Origin of the sequence: Streptomyces lavendofoliae (genome assembly GCF_014649735.1) — a bacterium.
GTDB lineage: Bacteria > Actinomycetota > Actinomycetes > Streptomycetales > Streptomycetaceae > Streptomyces > Streptomyces lavendofoliae.
In genome coordinates, this window is the sequence record NZ_BMTP01000010.1 from 203,521 (window position 1) to 220,801 (window position 17,281).

Genomic DNA, 17,281 nt, shown 5'->3' on the forward strand with positions numbered 1-17,281 from the left:
TCTTCGGCGGCGTTCACTGGATCCTCCTCATCGCTTGGGCCGTGTGGTGCGCGTACACGGAACGCTCCGGTCGAAGGTCCAACGTCCGGCGGGCCCGCGATGATCCCGCCGGCGCCCGGACGTGCCGTACCCGCCCACGCTCCGGCCTGCCGTGTCCGCCGTGCGCGCCCGGTCCGCCCTGTCCGCCGTGTTCATAGTGTTCCGACTGTTCCGTTCGGCCGTACGGTGACCGCTTCCGCCCACCCCTCGACGGCCACACCCTCTCACGGCGCGGACGTCCCGCCGGGGACCATCCGGGTGCCGGACCGTCCCGCGCCGATGGCGCCCGCGGCCACGGCCGCCGCGACCACGCGCCCTGCGGCGGGCCCCGCTCAACCGGCCGACGGCGTTCGCCCGTTGAGCGGCGCCCGGCCGGGGCGTCGACGGTCGCGCCCGGCGCGCCCCGCAGGCGCGGCGCCCCACCCGGCAGCGGTCGGCGACGGCCCCCTGGGGGCACGGTCGCCCCCAGGGGCCGTTGCCCGTACGGGGTATCCGGCACCTGGCGCGCGGACGGGCGCGCACGGCGCCTACGATGACCGGCCATGAGCATGAGCGAGGGCGGTAGACCACTGGTCGACGCACGGTTCGAACTGGTCTCCCGCCTGGGCAGCGGCGGCATGGGCACGGTCTGGCGGGCGCGCGACGTCGCGCTGGACCGGGAGGTCGCCCTCAAGGAGGTCCGCCCGCCCGATCCGGCCGTCGAGGAGGCCGCCCCCGGTCTCGCCGCGCGGCTGCGGGAGCGCGCGGTACGCGAGGCCAGGGCGCTGGCCAGGCTGTCGAACCCGCACGTCGTGACGATCCACCACATCGTGGAGCCCGCCGACGGGTCCCATCCCTGGATCGTCATGGAGCTCGTCGAGGGGTGCTCCGTCCACGAGCGGCTGGCGCGGGGGCCCATGCCCGTGCCCGAGGTGGCCGCACTCGGCCTCGAAATCCTGTCCGCGCTGCGAGCGGCGCACGCGGCGGGGATCCACCATCGCGACGTCAAGCCCGCCAACGTCCTCCTGCGCCCCGACGGCAGCGCGGTCCTGACCGACTTCGGCATCGCCGCGCTGTCCGGGGCGACGTCCCGGCTCACCTCCACCGGCGACCTCATCGGCTCCCCCGAGTTCATCGCCCCCGAGCGCGTGCGCGGCGAGGAGGGCAACCCGGCCTCCGACCTGTGGTCGCTCGGCATGCTGCTGTACGTGGCGGCCGAGGGCCACCACCCGTTCCGCCGGGCGACCAGCCTCGCGACCGTGGTCGCGGTCCTGGACGATCCCATCCCGCCGCCGGTCAGGTCCGGGGCGCTCGGGCCCGTACTGGACCGGCTGCTGGTCCGCGACCCAGCGCGGCGGCCCGACGGCGCCGAGCTGGAGCGCCTGCTGCGGGATGCCGCGGCCCGCGAGGCGGGCACGGCACCCGCGACCGACGCGCGGCCCGACGCGCGGCCGGACGACCGGCCCGCCGCCGGCGGACCACGCGACGCCGTCCCGTTCGCCCCGCCCGGCCACCCCATGGCCCCGGGCCACGCCTCCGCCCCGGACCCGGTCGCCACCCCCGGCCGCGCCGCGCCGCAGTACGGGCAGCACCCCGCGTACGGGGGACCGCCGGCCCACCACGCCGCCTGGGCACCGCCCACCACCGCGCGCAGCGGGGGGTTCGGGCCCCCCATACCGCCCGGCCGGCGCTCGGCGGGCCGCCGCGCCGCCGCCGTCTCCGTCGCCGCCGCGGCGACCGTCGCGATCGTGGTCGTCGCCGCCCTGAACTGGCCGACCGGTGGCAGCGCGGGCGACCAGGGCAAGGGCAGGGGCACGACCCCGTCGTCGAGTTCCGCCCCACGCACCCCGGCGTCCGGCGGAACCGGCGCCACGCCGCCCGGCACCGGTACGGCCCCGTCCGCCGGCAGTGCCGGTGCCGCCACCAGGGGCACGCTCCTCACAGCGGCGAACATCCGCACCGTCCTCGCTGCGTTCCGTGAGGCGAGCGGCAGCCCGCAGGTCAAGGAAGTGACGTTCTACGAGGACTACGCGCTGGCCGACATCCCCACCGGGCCGGGTGCCAAGACGTACGACAAGTACCAGTACCGCGACGGCGTCGCGACGCGCACGGGCCCCGGCGGGGGGATCGACCCCGGCTCCCCCGACGAGCGGCCCTTCGACGCCGCCGCCGTTGCCTGGGACACCCTCCCCGCGCTCATGAAGCGCGGGGAAAAGGAACTCGAGGTGGCCGACCCCAACCTGCGCTACGTCATCGTCGGCCGTTGGACGTTCAACGCCGACCGGCCGACCGTGCGTTTCTACCTCTCCAACGAGTACATGCAGTCCGGCTACCTCGCCGCAGACACCCGCGGCAAGGTGGTGGCCTCCCACCCGGCGTCCTGAGCGGCGCGGACGGCCCCTCAGGCGCCGGCACCCGCGCCCGAGGAGGGGGTCGCCGACCGGTCCGGCGGCACGGTCACGCCCGGGGGCGGACCGGGCGTCGTGCCCGGGGCGGGGCGCGCGGTCGCGTGCGCCGTCGTGCCGGGAGCCGGGTCCGCCGGCACGGGCCGGCTCACGGTGGGCGTCGGGACGTGCGGCGTGGCCGGGATCGACGTGGACGTCGGATCCATCGGGTCCGTCGTACCCGTCGTACCCGTCGTACCCGTCGGGTCCGGGCTCGGGGTCGGTGGGCGGACCGGCGTCGTGGACGGCTCGGGTTCCGGGCCCGACGGACTCGGGTTCGGGCCCGGGGGCGGCGACGTGACGCCGGACGGCGGCCCGGCCGGCGGTGCGGGGCGCGGGTCGGCCGGAGCCGAGGAGCCCGGGGTCAGGTGGGCGGCGCCGGCGACGACGACCGCGGCCACCAGACCGGTCACAGCCGCGATGCGGACCCGAGGGGGCACGGTCCACCACGCCGCCGCCCGTGGCCCCGCCCCCGACCGGGCCCCCCGGGCCGGCCGCCCCGCCGCCCGCCGGGGCGGAGCGGCCGGCCGCAGGTCGCGTACGCCCACCGACTCCGCCCGGGTCGCGAGCGCCTGACGGAGCCGGTGCTCCACGGGACGTTCGCGTTCCCCGTCGGCGTTCATATCCGTCCCTCCAGGATCCGTTCCAGCGCGTCCAGGGCGCGGCTGGCGTTCGACTTGACGGCTCCGCGGCTGATCCCCAGGGTTTGGGCGATCTCCGCCTCGCTGAGGTCGGCCCAGTACCGCAGCACCAGCACCTGGCGGCGGCGCGGGGTGAGCCGGCCCAGCGCGGCCAGCACCTCTCGGTGCGCCTCGTCGAGTACGACGTGCTCCTCGGCGGACGGGGCGTCGGCCGGGGCCGGCGGCGTCCAGGCGCGCGCGGTCCGGCGCCGCCGCAGCACCGAGCGGGAGGTGTTGACGACCGCCGTGCGCAGGTAGCCGAGGGCGTTGTCGACCTCGGTGACGTGCTCGCCGTGGCGCCGGTAGAGGGCGGTGAAGGCGTCCTGGACGACGTCCTCGGCGGTGGCGAGGTCATCGACGAGGAGCACGGCCAGCCGCACCATGCCGAGACGGTGGGCGTGGTAGAGGTCGGTGACGGTAACGGTGGGCGGCCGGGGGGCCGCACCTCCGTACGGGCCCGTGGCCGCCCCGGGACCCGCGTGACCTCCGCCTGGCGGGGCCGTCCGCTCGCGGCGCGACAGCAGTTCGCGGAGCGCCGCACGCACGCCCCACCCGCCGCCGGGCCGTGCCCGTGGGAACACGGGCGCGACGGGGCGGAACGGCAGGACGTGGTGCGGCAGGGTGTTCCTCGCGTGGGGCATGTCAGCGGGAAGCGCGCCGCCGCACGACGAACAGGGTCCCGGCCCCGAGGGCGACGAGCCCCGCCGCGCCCGCGCCGATGACGCTCCCGGTGGCGCCGGAGCCGCCGGTATGCGCCAGTTCGGGTCCGGCGGAGGGCTGGGCGGGCGCGGCCGGAACGGTCGCGGACGGCCCGGCCGGGGGCTGCGCGGGGCCGGGGGTGCTGCCCGCCTCCCGGGTGGGGGTGGCGGACGGTGCCGCGCCCGGCGGGAGGCTGGTCGCCGGCGCCGGCGTGGCGGGAGGTACGGCACCGGGTGTGGCCGACGGCACCGCCCTCGGCGCGTCGGTGGGGGCGGGGGTGGAGCCCGCCCCGGGCGTCATCGCCGAGGCGGGCGCCGACGGTATGGCGGTCGGCGCGCCGGCGGTGACCGGCGACGGCACGGGTGACGGCGTCGCGCTCGGTCCTGCCGCCGCCCAGGACGGCACGGTGAGCGCGGCCAGTGCGCCGGTGGCGGCGACGGTGACGACTGCGCGCTTCAGGTGGGACACGGTGGTTCTCCCGACTGGTCCGGGGGCGCGGGTTCACGCCCTTCACCCCCCACGACGTGCGGGACGCCGGGAGGTTGCCGCCCGCCGCGAGATTTTTTCGGCCCGGCCCGCGGCCGGGGCCCGCGGCCGGGGCTCGCGGGGGTCGGGGCGGACCCCGGTGCGAGCCGGTGCTAGGAATAGGGCGGGGTCGCGTGCCGCGGCCCGATCCGTTGCCCGAAGGGGGGATTGCCGCGTGTACGTCGAGAAGCTGCCCTGGAAGTGGACCGCCTTCTGTGTCGCGGTCTACCTCGTCATGGTGGGCCGTCTCGGCGTGGACGCCCTGCCCGAGGACCTGGGCCTGTGGCTCGGGGTCTCGGCGGCGTTCCTGCTGGTACTCGTCCCGTGCGTCGCCGTACCCCTGTCGAAGCGCATCTACCACCGGATTCGCGTCGACCCGGCCGCGGGTGTCCTGCGGGTGGGCCGCGAACGCATCGCCCTCGCCGACGTGGACCCCCGGTCCGTGCAGGACGCGCGGGTGCCCGGCCGCCCCGACGCGCTCCAGCAGGGGCAGCCGCGCCTGATGGGCGGTGGATGGGCCGTACCGATGGGCATGGACAGCGTCACCGTCACCACCCGGCAGGGGCAGGCCCTGACCATCGCCACCCACGATCGCGGTGCGCTCCTGGAGGCCCTGCGGCGGGCGACCGCCGCGGGCGGCTGACCCCGGCCCGGCCGAGCCCTTCCCCCGCGCGGGAGCCCTTGTCGCGCGGCCGAACCTGCGGGCGGCTCGTGCTCAGCGCACCTTCGGGGCCGGGGGAGGCCAGTCCTGCGTGCGTACGAGCTCCCAGTTCTGGTTCACCTGGTTCCAGGCGCTGAACTTGTGCACGCACAACCACGTTTGCAGCGCCGCGCCCTGTACGGGCGGAGTGGGCGCCTGCGCGTTGGCAGCGTCCAGGCACCTGTACCGGAAGTGCTTGTTGTCCAGTACGGTGCGCGATCCGCCGAAGCAGCGGTTGGGGTCACCGCACTCGTCCGCGGTTTTGGACACCGACCGTGTCTTCCACTGCTGGGACAGCTCGCCATTGCAGGTCCTCTGGACCACGGGCCCGGACCTGCTGTCGGCGTTCGAGCCCGACAGGCACTTCCCGGAGTGCTTGGCGACCAACAGGAACCAGCCGCCGGTCGTGAACTGCTGCCTGAATTGCTGGCTCTCACCGCCATAGTTGGGCCACAGAACCACCCGCGCGTTCTCGGCCTGGCTGTGGGCGAATACTTCTGCCGCCATGTCGGTGCTCTGGTTGACGATGTAGAAGTACTGGTCCTCGGCGGAGGCCGTGGTGGGTGCGATCACTCCGCCCGCGACGAGTGCGATCGTGGCGATGGGGAGGAAAAGGCGCCTGGTCCGCATCTTCATCTGACTCTCCAGTCCGGAGTCCGACGACGTGAGGGCGAAAAGGGGGAAGGTCCGGACAGTCGACGCGCGGTGGCGGACGCGACCGGCCGGTTCGCCGTCGTCGGAGACACGCGTCGGGACGGGTGGACGAACACCCCGCGGCGAGCGGGTGGGAGCTTTCCGCGGCTGCGTTCTCACGCCCTCCTCGGTGGCGTTCCACCCGATGAGACGGCTTCTTCCATGAGACCACCCGTAGGTGCCCGCGCAACCGGGCGGTGAGTCCGGCGCCGGGACCGCCGGGAGAACCGGCCCCGTCGGGGCCGCCGGAACGGACGGGCCGCCCGGGCCTATTTACCCAACGGGTCGTCCCGTATGGTTAAACCCATGACCCTTCCCGACGCCCGACGCGGGCGTCCCAGAGACAGTCGTGTCCATGAGGCGATCCTGACCGCCACGGTCGACCTGGTGACCGAGAGCGGTTACGCCGCCACTTCCATCGGCGCCGTCGCCGCTCGGGCCGGAACGGGGAAGGACGCCGTCTACCGGCGCTGGTCCGGCAAGGCGGAGCTGGTGTACGAGGCGGTCTTCACGGCCACCGAGTCGGCTCCGGTGCCGGACACCGGCAGCCTGACCGGCGACCTGACGGCGCTGGTCGAGGCGCTGTTGCACGAGTTCACCGCCCCGGCCGCCGCCGCGGCCCTGCCGGGGCTGCTGGCCGACTTCGCCGCCGATCCCGGTTTGCGGACCCGTATCCGCAGTCACTTCCTGGCCCCTGCCAAGTCCGGCCTGGCCGACGTGTTCGAGCGCGCCGCCCGGCGGGGCGAGACAAGCTCCGCCGTCCCGGTCGACCTGGTGCTCGACACCCTGGCCGGAGCCGTCTTCTTCCACGTCGGGCTGGTCGGCGAAAGCGCCGCCCCGGAGCTCGCCGGCCGGCTGGCCGGCCTGGTCGTCCGTGGGATCGAGGTCCGGTGAACGGATGGTTCCTCGCCGCCGGCCTCACCAGCGCGGGCGTCGCCGCCGTTCACGTCGTCGCCGGTGGCCGTGACGTCGTCCGGCCCCTGCTGGCCTGCCACCTGCCGGACGAACCGCGCCGCGTCCTGCACGCCGTCTGGCACATGGTCACCGCGGACCTGCTCCTGGCCGCTGCGGCCCTGATCGGACTGGCCCTGCGCCACCATCCCGGCGGGGACCTGGTGGCCTGGCTCCTGGCCGCCCACTTCGTGGCCTACGCGGTGGTGTTCCTGGTGATATCGCTGGCAGCCGACTGGCCGAGGCCGTGGCTGCGGCTGCCGCAATGGCTGCTCCTGCTGCCCGTTGGGGCGCTGGCCGCCGCCGGCACCCTGTGACCGCCCGGCGCCCTCGTCCCGCTCCCGCCACCCCGGGCGCCCGGCCGGCACGGTTGCCCCGCCAGGCGCCCTCGTCCCGGCGTACCCGCGGTGCCTAGAAGAAGCCGAGCTTCTTCGGCGAGTACGACACCAGGAGGTTCTTGGTCTGCTGGTAGTGGTCCAGCATCATCCGGTGCGTCTCGCGGCCGATGCCCGACTGCTTGTAGCCGCCGAACGCCGCGTGCGCCGGGTAGGCGTGGTAGCAGTTCGTCCAGACCCGGCCCGCCTGGATGGCACGGCCGGCGCGGTAGGCGGTGGTGACGTCGCGGGTCCAGACACCGGCGCCCAGGCCGTACAGGGTGTCGTTGGCCGTCGTGATGGCGTCGTCGAAGTCGGTGAACGACGTGACGGCGACGACCGGGCCGAAGATCTCCTCCTGGAAGATCCGCATGCGGTTGTCGCCCTCGAAGACGGTCGGCTGCACGTAGTAGCCGCCCGCCAGTTCGCCGTCGTACTCGATGCGCTGCCCTCCCGTCAGGATCTTCGCGCCCTCCCGCCGGCCGATGTCGAGGTACGTGAGGATCTTCTGCAGCTGGTCGCTGGATGCCTGGGCACCGATCATGGTGTCCGTGTCCAGCGGGTGGCCGGGGACGACGCGCTCCGTGCGGGCGACTGCGGCCTCCAGGAACTCGTTGTAGCGACCGCGCTGGATCAGGGCCCGCGAGGGGCACGTGCACACCTCGCCCTGGTTGAGGGCGAACATGGTGAAACCCTCCAGGGCCTTGTCACGGAAGTCGTCGTCCGAGGCCCACACGTCGTCGAAGAAGATGTTCGGCGACTTGCCGCCCAGTTCCAGGGTGACCGGCTTGATGTTCTCGGAGGCGTACCGCATGATCAGCCGCCCCGTCGTCGTCTCGCCGGTGAAAGCGACCTTGGCGACGCGCGGGCTGGACGCGAGGGGCTTCCCGGCCTCTGTCCCGAAACCGTTGACGACGTTCACCACCCCCGGGGGGAGGAGGTCGGCGATCAGCGTCATCAGGACGTGGATGGACGCCGGGGTCTGCTCCGCGGGCTTGAGGACGACCGCGTTCCCGGCCGCCAGCGCCGGCGCCAGTTTCCAGACCGCCATCAGCAGCGGGAAGTTCCACGGGATGATCTGCGCCACCACCCCCAGCGGCTCGTGGAAGTGGTACGCGACGGTGTCCTCGTCGACCTGGCTCAGCGAACCCTCCTGGGCGCGCAGCGCACCCGCGAAGTAGCGGAAGTGGTCGACGGCCAGCGGGAGGTCGGCGGCGAGCGTCTCACGGACCGGCTTGCCGTTCTCCCAGCTCTCCGCGACGGCCAGCCGCTCCAGGTTCGCCTCCATGCGGTCCGCGATCCGCAGCAGGACGTTCGCCCGGTCGGCCGGGGCCGTCCGCCCCCAGGCGGGCGCCGCCGCGTGCGCCGCGTCCAGGGCGCGTTCGACGTCCTCGGCGGTACCGCGGGCGATCTCGGTGAAGGGGCGGCCGTCGACCGGGCTCGGGTTCTCGAAGTACCCCCCGCGCGCCGGGGCGACGTACGCGCCGCCGATCCAGTGGTCGTACCGGGACTCGTACGAGACGATCGCGCCTTCGGTGCCGGGCGTTGCGTAACGGGTCATGTGCGGGGCCTCCCTGGGACGGCACCATGAGTCCGGTGCTCGCGGCGAGGCTAGGGACGCGGACGTTGCGACCGCGTTGCAACGCCCCCGAGCTCCGCGTCCAGGGCGGCGAGACGCGCCCGTACGGGGCCGAGACGCCCTCGTGGTACGCCCGCCGCGAGCGCCCGCCACACCTCCGGGTCCTCCTCGCCCCACGGGCTGTGCGCCCAGTCGGCGAGCAGCGCCGGGTCCCCGCGCGCGATCAGCGCGGCGCGCAGCTCGTCGGCCAGCCGCCGCCGCAGCCGCGTCACCGCGGGCGCGCACGAGCCCGGCAGCAGCGGCCCGGCGTACCCGTCCAGCGCCGCGGCGACCGCTCCGGAGGCGAGCCTGCGCCCCACGGCCTCGAAGTCCGCGTCCACCGCCGCCGCCAGCCGGTACGGGCGCGAGCGCAGCACACCCGGCGGCAGGACGGCGCGCAACCGGGACAGTTCGGCCCGCAGCGTGACCGGGGTGACCGTCCCGTCCTCGTACAGGGCCGTCAACAGCTCCTCACCGCCCATGCCGTGCGGGCGGTGGGCGAGGACCACCAGGATCTCGCTGTGCCGCCGGCTCAGCCGGGTCCGCCGGCCGGCCGCCACGAGCAGCGCCTCGTCCCGGCCGAGCGCCGACAGCAGCATCCGGTCACCGGCCGCCGGCGCCGGGTCCAGCAACGCCAGCCGCGACTCCGCCGCCCGTGCCACCGCCTGCACGAACGCCAGACTGTGCGGATGCGCCAGCCCGGCCCCGCCCGTGATGTCCACCGCCCCCAGCAGCCGGCCGGTACGCGGGTCGTGGACGGGCGCCGCCGCGCACGTCCACGACTGCGCCGGTCGCCGGAAGTGCTCGGCGGCGAAGACCTGCACCGGCCGGTCGACGGCGATCGCCGTGCCGGGGGCGTTCGTCCCGGCGGCCGACTCGGCCCACCGCGCCCCCGCCACGAAGTTCATCCGGTCCGCGCGGCGCAGCGTCGCGGGGTGTCCCTCCACCCACAGCAACCGCCCGTGCGCGTCGCAGACGGCCACCAGGTGCTCCCCGTCGTTCGCGTACGCGCCCATCAACTCCCGCACCACCGGCATCGCGGCCGCCAGGGGATGGCCCTCCCGGTACGCCGCCAGGTCGTCCCCCTCCAGTTCGACGCAGGCCGTCCCGTCGGGCGAGACACGCGCGCGTGCCGACCGCCGCCACGACGCGGCCACCACGGCTCGCACCTCCGGGCGCACCGGCTCCCGCGACCGGCCGCCCGACGTGAACGCCTCGTGCGCGCGGCGCAGCACCCTCGTCCGCTCCACCGGGTCCGTGTCCCGCGCCAAGGCCACCCAAGGGTCGTTCACGTCGCCCTCCCCGATACGGTCCGCCGCGCCCGTGCCATCGTCGTCGCGCCGGCCGGCCCCCACAAGCGCCCCGGCACGACGGGCCGCCGGGGCAGCCTGCCACCCGCGGCCCACCGGAAGGCGGTCACCGTCGGGCGAGCCACCGTCGGGAGGCCCACCAGCGGGCGGCCCACCGGCGGGCGGCCGGTGGGGCGCCGCTCCCGGTGGGCCGCCCGCCGCCGGCGCGTCAGACGTCGTCCGCCGCCAGGGCGCCCGCCAGGGCGGCGGCCGGGTCGGGGTCGGCCGGCCCCGCGGGCGTCCAGCGGCCGGACTCCTCGCGGTACGGCCACCATCGGCCGTCCCGGTCCAGGCGGAGCTGTACGTCCGCCCCGGTCACCGTCCACCGGCCGGGGCCGTCCGCCCGCAGCGCGGGCCGCTCGTCGTCCTCCCAGGCGGCCGCGAGCACCGCCTCCGCCCGCGTCCGCTCCGCCGCGCCGGGCGTCACGTCGCCGTCCAGCACGGCCAGTGCCTCCGCGCCGCCCAGCCGCCACGCGCGCGTGGCCACGTCCAGATCGGCGGGCCGACGCCCGGCCCCGGCGGCGAGTCGGCCCAGCGCGGCCGGCGTCCACGTCCCGGACGCCGCCAGCCGTACCGCGTCCTGCTCCACCGTCAGCGGCGCCTCCACCGGCCGGTCCTCGTGCCCGGGCGCGAGCGCGTCCGCCAGCATCCGGTACGCCCGCGCGGCCGCGTCCGCCGCCAGCGTCTCCAGCGCCGCCGGGTCGACGCCCGGCGCCGGGCGGGTCTCCGTGTCCAGCGAAGGCGGCTCACCGGGCGACGGCGGCAGCACGGGCGGCGCCGGCAGCGGCGGCAGGATGCCGCGCGCGGCGAACGCCTCGTCCGCCCGCACGTCCTCCTGTGCGTCCTCCGGCCCGCACGCGTCGGCCACCGTCTCCCGCGCGTCCCGGTCGGCGCTCCCCGCCCGCGCCGTACTGCGGGCCTGCAACTCGTCGAGCAGTCGCCGTTCCCCCCGGCCCCGCATCAGGAAGAGCACGAAGGGGTCCTGGTCCAGCAGCCGTGCCACCTGGTAGCAGAGGGCCGCCGTGTGCGGACAGTGGTCCCACGCCCCGCAGGCGCACTCGGGCTCCAAATCGCCGATGCCCGGCAGCAGTTCGACGCCCGCCGCGGCGGCGTCCTCCACCAGGTGCGGCGGCACGTCCCGGTCCAGGAGGGCGGCGATATGGCCCGCCCGGTCCACCGCCATGTCCAGGAAGCGGTCCCACTCCTCCTCGGTCAGCTCCTGCAGCAGCACGTCGCCGCGCTGCGCGGTCCCGTCCCGGTCCCGCACGACCGCGGTGATCCGCCCGGGCCGCACCGACACCGCGCCGACCGCCCCGTCCCGTGCCTGCCTGCGGCCCCGCTTCAACTGCTGTCCGTCGAGCGCGGTGTCCTCAAGGGCCTTCAGCCACGCCCGGCCCCACCAGGTCTCGGCGAATCCCCTGCCGTGCGCGGGAGGCAGCGCCGTGAACGTACGCTCCTCGTCTCCGGCTTCACGACTCATCGTGTACCCCTTCGCCCGTTCCGTGCGTCCTGTGCGTGCGGTGCCCTGGGTGCGTCCGGCGTGTGCCGCGCGTCCTGCGCGTCGTGGGTGTGTCCCGAGCCGCGAAGCCGTACGAGCTCCGCCAGCTCGCCGTCGGTCAGTTCGGTCAGCTCGGTGAGGTCACCGTCCCCGCCGGAGCCGAGCACGGCGTCGGCCAGCTCCTTCTTGCGCGCGAGCATGTCCGCGATGCGGTCCTCCACCGTCCCCTCGGCGATCAGCCGGTGCACCTGGACGGGCTGGGTCTGCCCGATGCGGTACGCACGATCCGTGGCCTGCGCCTCGACGGCCGGGTTCCACCAGCGGTCGTAGTGCACGACGTGCGCCGCGCGGGTCAGGTTGAGCCCCGTCCCCGCCGCCTTCAGCGACAGCAGGAAGACGGGCACCTCACCGGCCTGGAACCGGTTCACCATCGCCTCCCGCTGGGCCACCGGAGTCCCGCCGTGCAGGAATTGGGTGGGCACCCCCCGCGCCGCCAGGTGCTGCTCCAGCAGCCGGGCCATCCCCACGTACTGCGTGAAGACCAGCACGCTCGCCTCCTCCGCCAGGATGGTGTCGAGCAGCTCGTCCAGCAGTTCCAGCTTGCCGGAGCGGCCGGCGATCCGCGGGTGCTCCTCCTTCAGGTACTGGGCCGGGTGGTTGCAGACCTGTTTGAGCGCGGTCAGCAGCTTGATGACGAGTCCCCGGCGCTCCATCCCGTCCGCCTCCGCGACGGCCGCCAGGGTCTCGCGGACGATCGCCTCGTACAGGGCCGCCTGTTCCGAGGTCAGCGACACCGAGAGGTCGGTCTCGGTCTTCGGCGGCAGCTCCGGGGCGACGCCCGGGTCGGACTTCCGGCGGCGCAGCAGGAAGGGCCGTACCAGCGCCGCCAGTCGCCGTGCGGCCACCGGGTCGGCGCCCTGCTCGACGGCCCGGGCGTACCGGCTGCGGAAGGTTCCCAGACGCCCCAGCAGCCCGGGGGTCGTCCAGTCGAGAACGGCCCAGAGTTCGGAGAGGTTGTTCTCCACCGGGGTCCCGGTCAGCGCCACCCGCGCCTTGGCGCCGATCGTGCGCAGCTGCCGGGCGGTCGCCGAGTACGGGTTCTTGACGTGCTGCGCCTCGTCGGCGACCACCAGGCCCCAGGGCACGCGCGCGAGACGGGGGGCGTCGAGCCGCATCGTGCCGTACGTGGTCAGGACGAACTCGCCGTCGCGGAGGCCCTCCAGGTCCCTGCCCGAGCCGTGGAAGCGGCGCACGGGGGTGCCGGGCGCGAACCGCTCCACCTCGCGCTGCCAGTTGCCCATGAGGGACGTCGGGCACACGACCAGGGTGGGGCCGGCCGCGTCCGCGTCGGTCTGCCGGTGCAGGTGCAGGGAGATGAGCGTGATCGTCTTGCCGAGCCCCATGTCGTCCGCGAGACAGGCGCCGAGCCCGAGCGAGGTCATCCGGTGCAGCCAGTTCAACCCGCGCACCTGGTAGTCCCGCAGGGTGGCGGCGAGCGCCGCGGGCTGACCGATCTCCGTCCCGCCCGCGCCCGGCTGCCCGCCCTCGGGGTCGGCGATCCGGTCACGCAGGGCCTGAAGCCATCCGGAGGGGTGTACGGCGACCTGGTCGCCGTCCACCTCGGTGGTGCCGGTCAGTACGGCGCCGAGCGCGTCGATCGGTGTGAGCTTGCGGTTCCGGCGGTCCCGCGCACGGCGGACCTCCTCCGGGGCGACCAGCACCCACTGGTCGCGCAGCCGCACGACGGGGCGTCCGGCCTCGGCGAGCCGGTCGAGCTCGGCGCGGGTCAGCTCCTGGCCGCCCAGCGCGAAGCGCCAGTCGAAGGCGAGGAGGGCGTCGGCGGACAGGAACGACGGCAGCCCCGATCCGCCCGCACCGTCCCGGCCCTGCCGACCGCTTCCACCGGACCGTCCGTCCCGGTCGTCCCGTCCTTCCCGGCCGCCCCATTCCTCCCGTCCGTCCCGGTCGTTGTCGTCCGGTGGTCCGATGACGGCCCGCGCGGTCAGCGAGCGGGCCAACTCCCGGGGCCAGTGGACCTGTACGCCGGTGGCGGCGAGCGCCCGGGCCGCCTCGCCCAGCAGCTCGGCGACCTCCTCGTCGGCCAGGTCGAGGGCGTCCGGTACGGAGGCGGACAGCAGCGGCGCGAGGGGCGGCCACGCGCGCGCGGCGCGACGCAGCGCGAGAAGAGCGTCCAGGCGCGCCCCGGGCCCGAAAACGTCGCCCGCCGAACCCGACCACACCGAAGCGGCGTCGGCCACCAGGGTGGGGTCGCCGACGCTGTGCATCTGGAGGACGGCGCGGAAGGTCGGGCCCCGGGACGTGTCCATGCCCCGTGCCTCCACGCGCAACGACAGTCGTACGCCCGCGTCGTGACCCGCCGCCACGTCCGCCGCCCAGGCGCGCTGCTCCGGCACGTGCTGCGGCGCGAGTGCGGCGTACGCCGGGCCTCCCGCCGCCAGCGGCGCCGCGGGTGTGCGGGGCAGCGCGTCGGCCACCGCGTCCAGGAAGGAGCGCAACAGCCGCTCCGGGTCGGCCAGGAGGACCATCCCGTCCTCCGCGGTACCGACCGGTACCGCGTGGGCGGTCGGTGGCATCGAGGCGGCGAGCGTGCGCACCCGGTCCAGGTCCTCGGCGGTCAGGGGCCCGGCCCGCCATGCGTCGTGGTCGCCACCGCTGAGGCCGGGCAGCAACAGTCCCCGCGCCGCCAGTCGGAGGGCGAGGAGGGCGGCGGCGCCCCAGAACGCGGTGGCGGGGGAGGCCTCGTGGGCACGTCCCGCCCGGGTGAGCAGGGGCAGCGCCTCAGCGACCGGCAACACCGGCGCGCGCACGGTGATGGGACGCGCGTCGGCGGTGACCACGGACAACTCCACCACCGAGCCGCCCCCGAAGCCCCCGAAGTCCCGGGTGCCCTGGGAGTCCTGAGAGCCCTGGGAGTCCTCGGGCGTGCCGGGGACGGCGGAGCCGGCCGGGCCGCCCGGCCGGGGGGAGCGGTGATCCCGGCCGTCTGCCGGCGGCGGTTCCGTACCGTCGGGCAGCAGGAACGCGACGCGCCCGGAGCGGGGCGGATCGGCGGGCAGGAAGAGGGGGGAGCAGCGGGCGAGTCGGGGCACGTCGGGAGCCGGGGCGGGCGTTGCTTCGGGAAGCTGGTGCACAGCGCTGATGTATTCCTCAAATTTGACTAGCGGGGAGTCGAAGCGCCGAGGGTACTCGATGCCCACGGTCCGGCGAGAGCCGTTTCCCGGTGACATAGGCCACTTCGCCTTCAGGGTGCAGGCAGCACCACCCCAGTACCCTGGGAAGCCCCACCCCACATCCGGGTGGTGGTGCCATGGCTCTGGGCCTCTGCTCATCCGTACGTTCATCAGGTCGGCGCGGGTCCGCGCACGAGACCTCATCAGACCGGAGCAGCCATGCCACAGGCCACACCTGCCCTCACGATCCCCCGCCCGGGAGCTCCGGGAAGCGCCGCCGGCGCGGCCGTCCGCGGCGATGCGGCAGCCGGCGGGCGCGGTTCCCGCAGCGAGTTCGCGCCCCTTCTCCGGACGATCAAGGAGCAGGGGCTGCTGGAGCGGCGCACCGGCTGGTACGCGACCGGCATCGTCCTGAACCTGCTCGCCCTGACGGCGGTCGGCGCCGGCCTGGTGCTGTTCGGGCACTCGTGGTGGTCGCTGTCGCTCGCGCTGCCCCTGGCGGTGCTCTCCGCCAGGGCCGCCTTCTTCGGCCACGACGCCGGGCACTCGCAGATAAGCGCGGACCGGGGCAGAAACCGCCTCGTCCAGCTGCTGCACGCGAATCTGCTGCTCGGCATGAGCCAGGAGTGGTGGAACGACAAGCACAACCGGCACCACGCGAACCCGAATCACGAGGACAAGGACCCGGACGTCGCTCCGGACGTCCTCGTCTTCAGCCGGCACCAAGCGGTGGGGCGCACCGGTCTGCGCGGCTGGGTGGCCCGTCACCAGGCGTGGTTGTTCTTCCCGCTGACCACGCTGGAAGGGCTCGCCCTCAAGGTCTACGGCTTCCAGGCGCTGTTCTCCAAGGACGGGCCGCGCCAGACACCGCGTGAGCGCCGGATCGAGGGCGGACTGCTGTTGGCCCACGTCGCCGGGTACGCCGCCCTTCTGCTGAGCACCATGCCGGTGGGCCGGGCCGTGGTCTTCGCGCTCGTCCACCAGATGCTTCTCGGTCTCCACCTGGGCATGGCCTTCGCGCCCAACCACAAGGGCATGGAGGTGCCGGACCCGGGCGGCGAGCCCTGGGGCCACCTGCGCCGGCAGGTTCTCACCTCCCGCAACATCCGCGGCGCGACGCTCACCGACTGGCTGCTGGGCGGCCTGAACTACCAGGTCGAGCACCACCTCTTCCCCAGCATGCCCCGCCCCCACCTGCGGCTGGCTCAGCCCGCCGTGCGTGCCCACTGCCGCACCCTGGGCATCCCGTACACGGAGACCGGGGTGGTCGACTCGTACCGCCAGGCGCTGGGGCACCTCCATGATGTCGGCCGGCCGCTCCGTACGGCCTGAGCGGCGACCGCGGAACCGGCGGACCCCGCTGTGCGTTCACCGACCAGTGAGCGGCCGTCGCCGGCCGCGGAGGAGGCGTCGAACATGTCGACACGAACGAAGATCGTCATCGCGGGAGTGGCCGTGGGCCTCCTCCTGTGGCCCCTCATCGGGTTCTGGATGTCCCTGCTGGTGCTGATCGGCGTTCCCGCCGTCGCCTACCTGGCTCTGGACCCCGGCCAGCGACGACGTCTGCGGCGCGTCAGCCGCAAGGAGCTCGGCCGCTGACGAGCACCGCCGGGCGCGGAGCACCGGCACGAGACCCGGACGAGCGCCGGCCGGGCAGCCGGAGTCCGGCGTCCCGGGCGGTCCACGGCGGGTGATCATGGTGTGGGTGTGACACGCACCGGTACCGACGGCGCGATGGAGGGGGCTCTCGATGGGCGGAACGGTCACAGCGGTCAGCAGCAACGGCTCGTACACGTTCTCCAAGCCGAACCGGCCGGAGATCACCCTGCTGGCAGGGCTCGGAGTGGAGGGCGACGTGCACGCGGGCGTCACCGTCAAGCACCGCTCCCGGATGGCGCAGGACCCGACGCGCCCCAACCTCCGGCAGGTGCACCTCATCCATGAGGAGCTGTTCGAGGAGGTGGCCGGGAAGGGCTTCACCGTCAGGCCGGGCGACCTCGGCGAGAACATCACCACGCGGGGCCTCGACCTGCTGGGCCTGCCCGTCGGCACGCTGCTGTGCATAGGCACCGAGGCGGTCGTCGAAGTCACCGGCCTCCGCAATCCCTGCCTCCAGATCGACGCCTTCCAGGAAGGACTGCTCAAGCAGGTCGTCGGACGGGACGGCACGGGCTCCGTCGTCCGCAAGGCGGGCATCATGGCCGTCGTGACGACCGGTGGAGCCGTCCGGCCGGGCGACACGGTCACGGTCCGGCTCCCGGAACCGCCACACCGCCCCCTCGAAAGGGTCTGAGCAGCGCCTACCGGGGTACCCGCCCGGCCGGACCACCGGAGGGAGACACCATGGACGACGACAAGCGGCTCGAAAGCGCGGGCGAGGACGGACCAGGCGTACCCAGGGACATGCCCGACGAGCAGGCGGGCGACGCCGCCGACCACTGGGACCCCGATCTGTCCCGCGCGGCGGACGGCGAGGACGAGGAGACCCCGGCGGAGGACACACCCGTGGACGGCGCCCCCGAGGAACCCACCGGCTGAGCG

The 17,281-nt window shown here is 74.9% G+C and carries 16 protein-coding genes; 8 read left to right on the forward strand and 8 right to left on the reverse strand.

Going from position 1 to position 17,281, the window contains the following annotated elements:
• Positions 1-581 precede the first annotated feature (581 nt).
• Positions 582-2,402, forward strand: a complete 1,821-nt coding sequence (locus IE109_RS20170) for a serine/threonine-protein kinase (RefSeq protein ID WP_229891294.1) — start codon at positions 582-584, stop codon at positions 2,400-2,402.
• A gap of 17 nt (positions 2,403-2,419) precedes the next feature.
• On the opposite strand, the gene IE109_RS20175 is transcribed toward IE109_RS20170, so the two are convergent.
• The 3 genes from IE109_RS20175 to IE109_RS20185 form a co-directional block, all read right to left on the reverse strand.
• Positions 2,420-2,629 (reverse strand): hypothetical protein, encoded by a 210-nt coding sequence (locus IE109_RS20175; RefSeq protein ID WP_189552318.1) that lies wholly within the window; start codon positions 2,627-2,629, stop codon positions 2,420-2,422.
• Positions 2,630-3,081: 452 nt separating this feature from the next.
• Positions 3,082-3,783 (reverse strand): RNA polymerase sigma factor, encoded by a 702-nt coding sequence (locus IE109_RS20180; protein ID WP_229891296.1) that lies wholly within the window; start codon positions 3,781-3,783, stop codon positions 3,082-3,084.
• A gap of 1 nt (position 3,784) precedes the next feature.
• Entirely contained in the window at positions 3,785-4,309 is a 525-nt protein-coding gene (locus IE109_RS20185) for a hypothetical protein (protein WP_189552319.1), read from the reverse strand.
• A 232-nt stretch (positions 4,310-4,541) separates the two neighbouring features.
• Between IE109_RS20185 and IE109_RS20190 the strand changes: the two genes are divergently transcribed.
• Positions 4,542-5,009 (forward strand): hypothetical protein, encoded by a 468-nt coding sequence (locus IE109_RS20190; RefSeq protein ID WP_189552320.1) that lies wholly within the window; start codon positions 4,542-4,544, stop codon positions 5,007-5,009.
• A 72-nt stretch (positions 5,010-5,081) separates the two neighbouring features.
• Here the strand turns inward: IE109_RS20190 and IE109_RS20195 are convergent, their stop codons facing one another.
• The gene (locus IE109_RS20195; RefSeq protein ID WP_189552321.1) at positions 5,082-5,702 is read right to left on the reverse strand and encodes an RICIN domain-containing protein; all 621 of its coding nucleotides are present in this window, start codon (positions 5,700-5,702) and stop codon (positions 5,082-5,084) included.
• Between the two features lie 363 nt (positions 5,703-6,065).
• Between IE109_RS20195 and IE109_RS20200 the strand changes: the two genes are divergently transcribed.
• Complete coding sequence (locus IE109_RS20200; RefSeq protein WP_189552322.1) at positions 6,066-6,653, forward strand: TetR/AcrR family transcriptional regulator; 588 nt, start codon at positions 6,066-6,068, stop codon at positions 6,651-6,653.
• On the forward strand, positions 6,650-7,027 hold the full coding sequence (locus IE109_RS20205) for a hypothetical protein (protein WP_189552323.1): 378 nt from the start codon (positions 6,650-6,652) through the stop codon (positions 7,025-7,027). The genes IE109_RS20200 and IE109_RS20205 overlap by 4 nt, the downstream gene beginning before the upstream one ends.
• A 94-nt stretch (positions 7,028-7,121) precedes the next feature.
• Here the strand turns inward: IE109_RS20205 and exaC are convergent, their stop codons facing one another.
• From exaC to IE109_RS20225, 4 genes are all read right to left on the reverse strand, one after another.
• Entirely contained in the window at positions 7,122-8,645 is a 1,524-nt protein-coding gene (gene exaC, locus IE109_RS20210; protein ID WP_189552324.1) for an acetaldehyde dehydrogenase ExaC, read from the reverse strand.
• Positions 8,646-8,695: 50 nt separating this feature from the next.
• Positions 8,696-9,994 (reverse strand): GAF domain-containing protein, encoded by a 1,299-nt coding sequence (locus IE109_RS20215; protein ID WP_189552325.1) that lies wholly within the window; start codon positions 9,992-9,994, stop codon positions 8,696-8,698.
• Positions 9,995-10,220: 226 nt separating this feature from the next.
• Positions 10,221-11,531, reverse strand: a complete 1,311-nt coding sequence (locus IE109_RS20220) for an SWF or SNF family helicase (protein WP_189552326.1) — start codon at positions 11,529-11,531, stop codon at positions 10,221-10,223.
• Positions 11,528-14,701, reverse strand: coding sequence for an SCO1167/SCO6262 family helicase (locus IE109_RS20225; RefSeq protein WP_229891299.1), 3,174 nt, complete (start codon positions 14,699-14,701; stop codon positions 11,528-11,530). Before IE109_RS20225 ends, IE109_RS20220 begins: the two co-directional genes overlap by 4 nt.
• Before the next feature lie 258 nt (positions 14,702-14,959).
• Between IE109_RS20225 and IE109_RS20230 the strand changes: the two genes are divergently transcribed.
• The 4 genes from IE109_RS20230 to IE109_RS20245 all read left to right on the forward strand — a co-directional run bounded on the left by IE109_RS20230 (position 14,960) and on the right by IE109_RS20245 (position 17,278).
• The gene (locus IE109_RS20230) at positions 14,960-16,072 is read left to right on the forward strand and encodes a fatty acid desaturase family protein (protein ID WP_189552327.1); all 1,113 of its coding nucleotides are present in this window, start codon (positions 14,960-14,962) and stop codon (positions 16,070-16,072) included.
• Between the two features lie 84 nt (positions 16,073-16,156).
• Positions 16,157-16,339, forward strand: a complete 183-nt coding sequence (locus tag IE109_RS20235) for a tail-anchor membrane protein (protein WP_189552328.1) — start codon at positions 16,157-16,159, stop codon at positions 16,337-16,339.
• A gap of 151 nt (positions 16,340-16,490) precedes the next feature.
• Positions 16,491-17,033, forward strand: coding sequence for an MOSC domain-containing protein (locus tag IE109_RS20240; protein WP_189552329.1), 543 nt, complete (start codon positions 16,491-16,493; stop codon positions 17,031-17,033).
• A gap of 50 nt (positions 17,034-17,083) precedes the next feature.
• Positions 17,084-17,278: a hypothetical protein gene (locus IE109_RS20245; RefSeq protein ID WP_189552330.1), complete on the forward strand. Its 195-nt coding sequence runs from the start codon at positions 17,084-17,086 to the stop codon at positions 17,276-17,278.
• Positions 17,279-17,281 lie beyond the last annotated feature (3 nt).

What these genes read in the sequence shown, in the direction of transcription:
- IE109_RS20230 (WP_189552327.1), top strand. Translation starts at nt 14,960, where the DNA reads ATGCCACAGGCCACACCTGCCCTCACGATCCCCCGCCCGGGAGCTCCG.
- IE109_RS20195 (WP_189552321.1), bottom strand. Translation starts at nt 5,702, where the DNA reads ATGAAGATGCGGACCAGGCGCCTTTTCCTCCCCATCGCCACGATCGCA.
- IE109_RS20175 (WP_189552318.1), bottom strand. Translation starts at nt 2,629, where the DNA reads ATGGATCCGACGTCCACGTCGATCCCGGCCACGCCGCACGTCCCGACG.
- IE109_RS20180 (WP_229891296.1), bottom strand. Translation starts at nt 3,783, where the DNA reads ATGCCCCACGCGAGGAACACCCTGCCGCACCACGTCCTGCCGTTCCGC.
- IE109_RS20170 (WP_229891294.1), top strand. Translation starts at nt 582, where the DNA reads ATGAGCATGAGCGAGGGCGGTAGACCACTGGTCGACGCACGGTTCGAA.
- IE109_RS20220 (WP_189552326.1), bottom strand. Translation starts at nt 11,531, where the DNA reads ATGAGTCGTGAAGCCGGAGACGAGGAGCGTACGTTCACGGCGCTGCCT.
- exaC (WP_189552324.1), bottom strand. Translation starts at nt 8,645, where the DNA reads ATGACCCGTTACGCAACGCCCGGCACCGAAGGCGCGATCGTCTCGTAC.
- IE109_RS20200 (WP_189552322.1), top strand. Translation starts at nt 6,066, where the DNA reads ATGACCCTTCCCGACGCCCGACGCGGGCGTCCCAGAGACAGTCGTGTC.
- IE109_RS20240 (WP_189552329.1), top strand. Translation starts at nt 16,491, where the DNA reads ATGGGCGGAACGGTCACAGCGGTCAGCAGCAACGGCTCGTACACGTTC.
- IE109_RS20235 (WP_189552328.1), top strand. Translation starts at nt 16,157, where the DNA reads ATGTCGACACGAACGAAGATCGTCATCGCGGGAGTGGCCGTGGGCCTC.
- IE109_RS20245 (WP_189552330.1), top strand. Translation starts at nt 17,084, where the DNA reads ATGGACGACGACAAGCGGCTCGAAAGCGCGGGCGAGGACGGACCAGGC.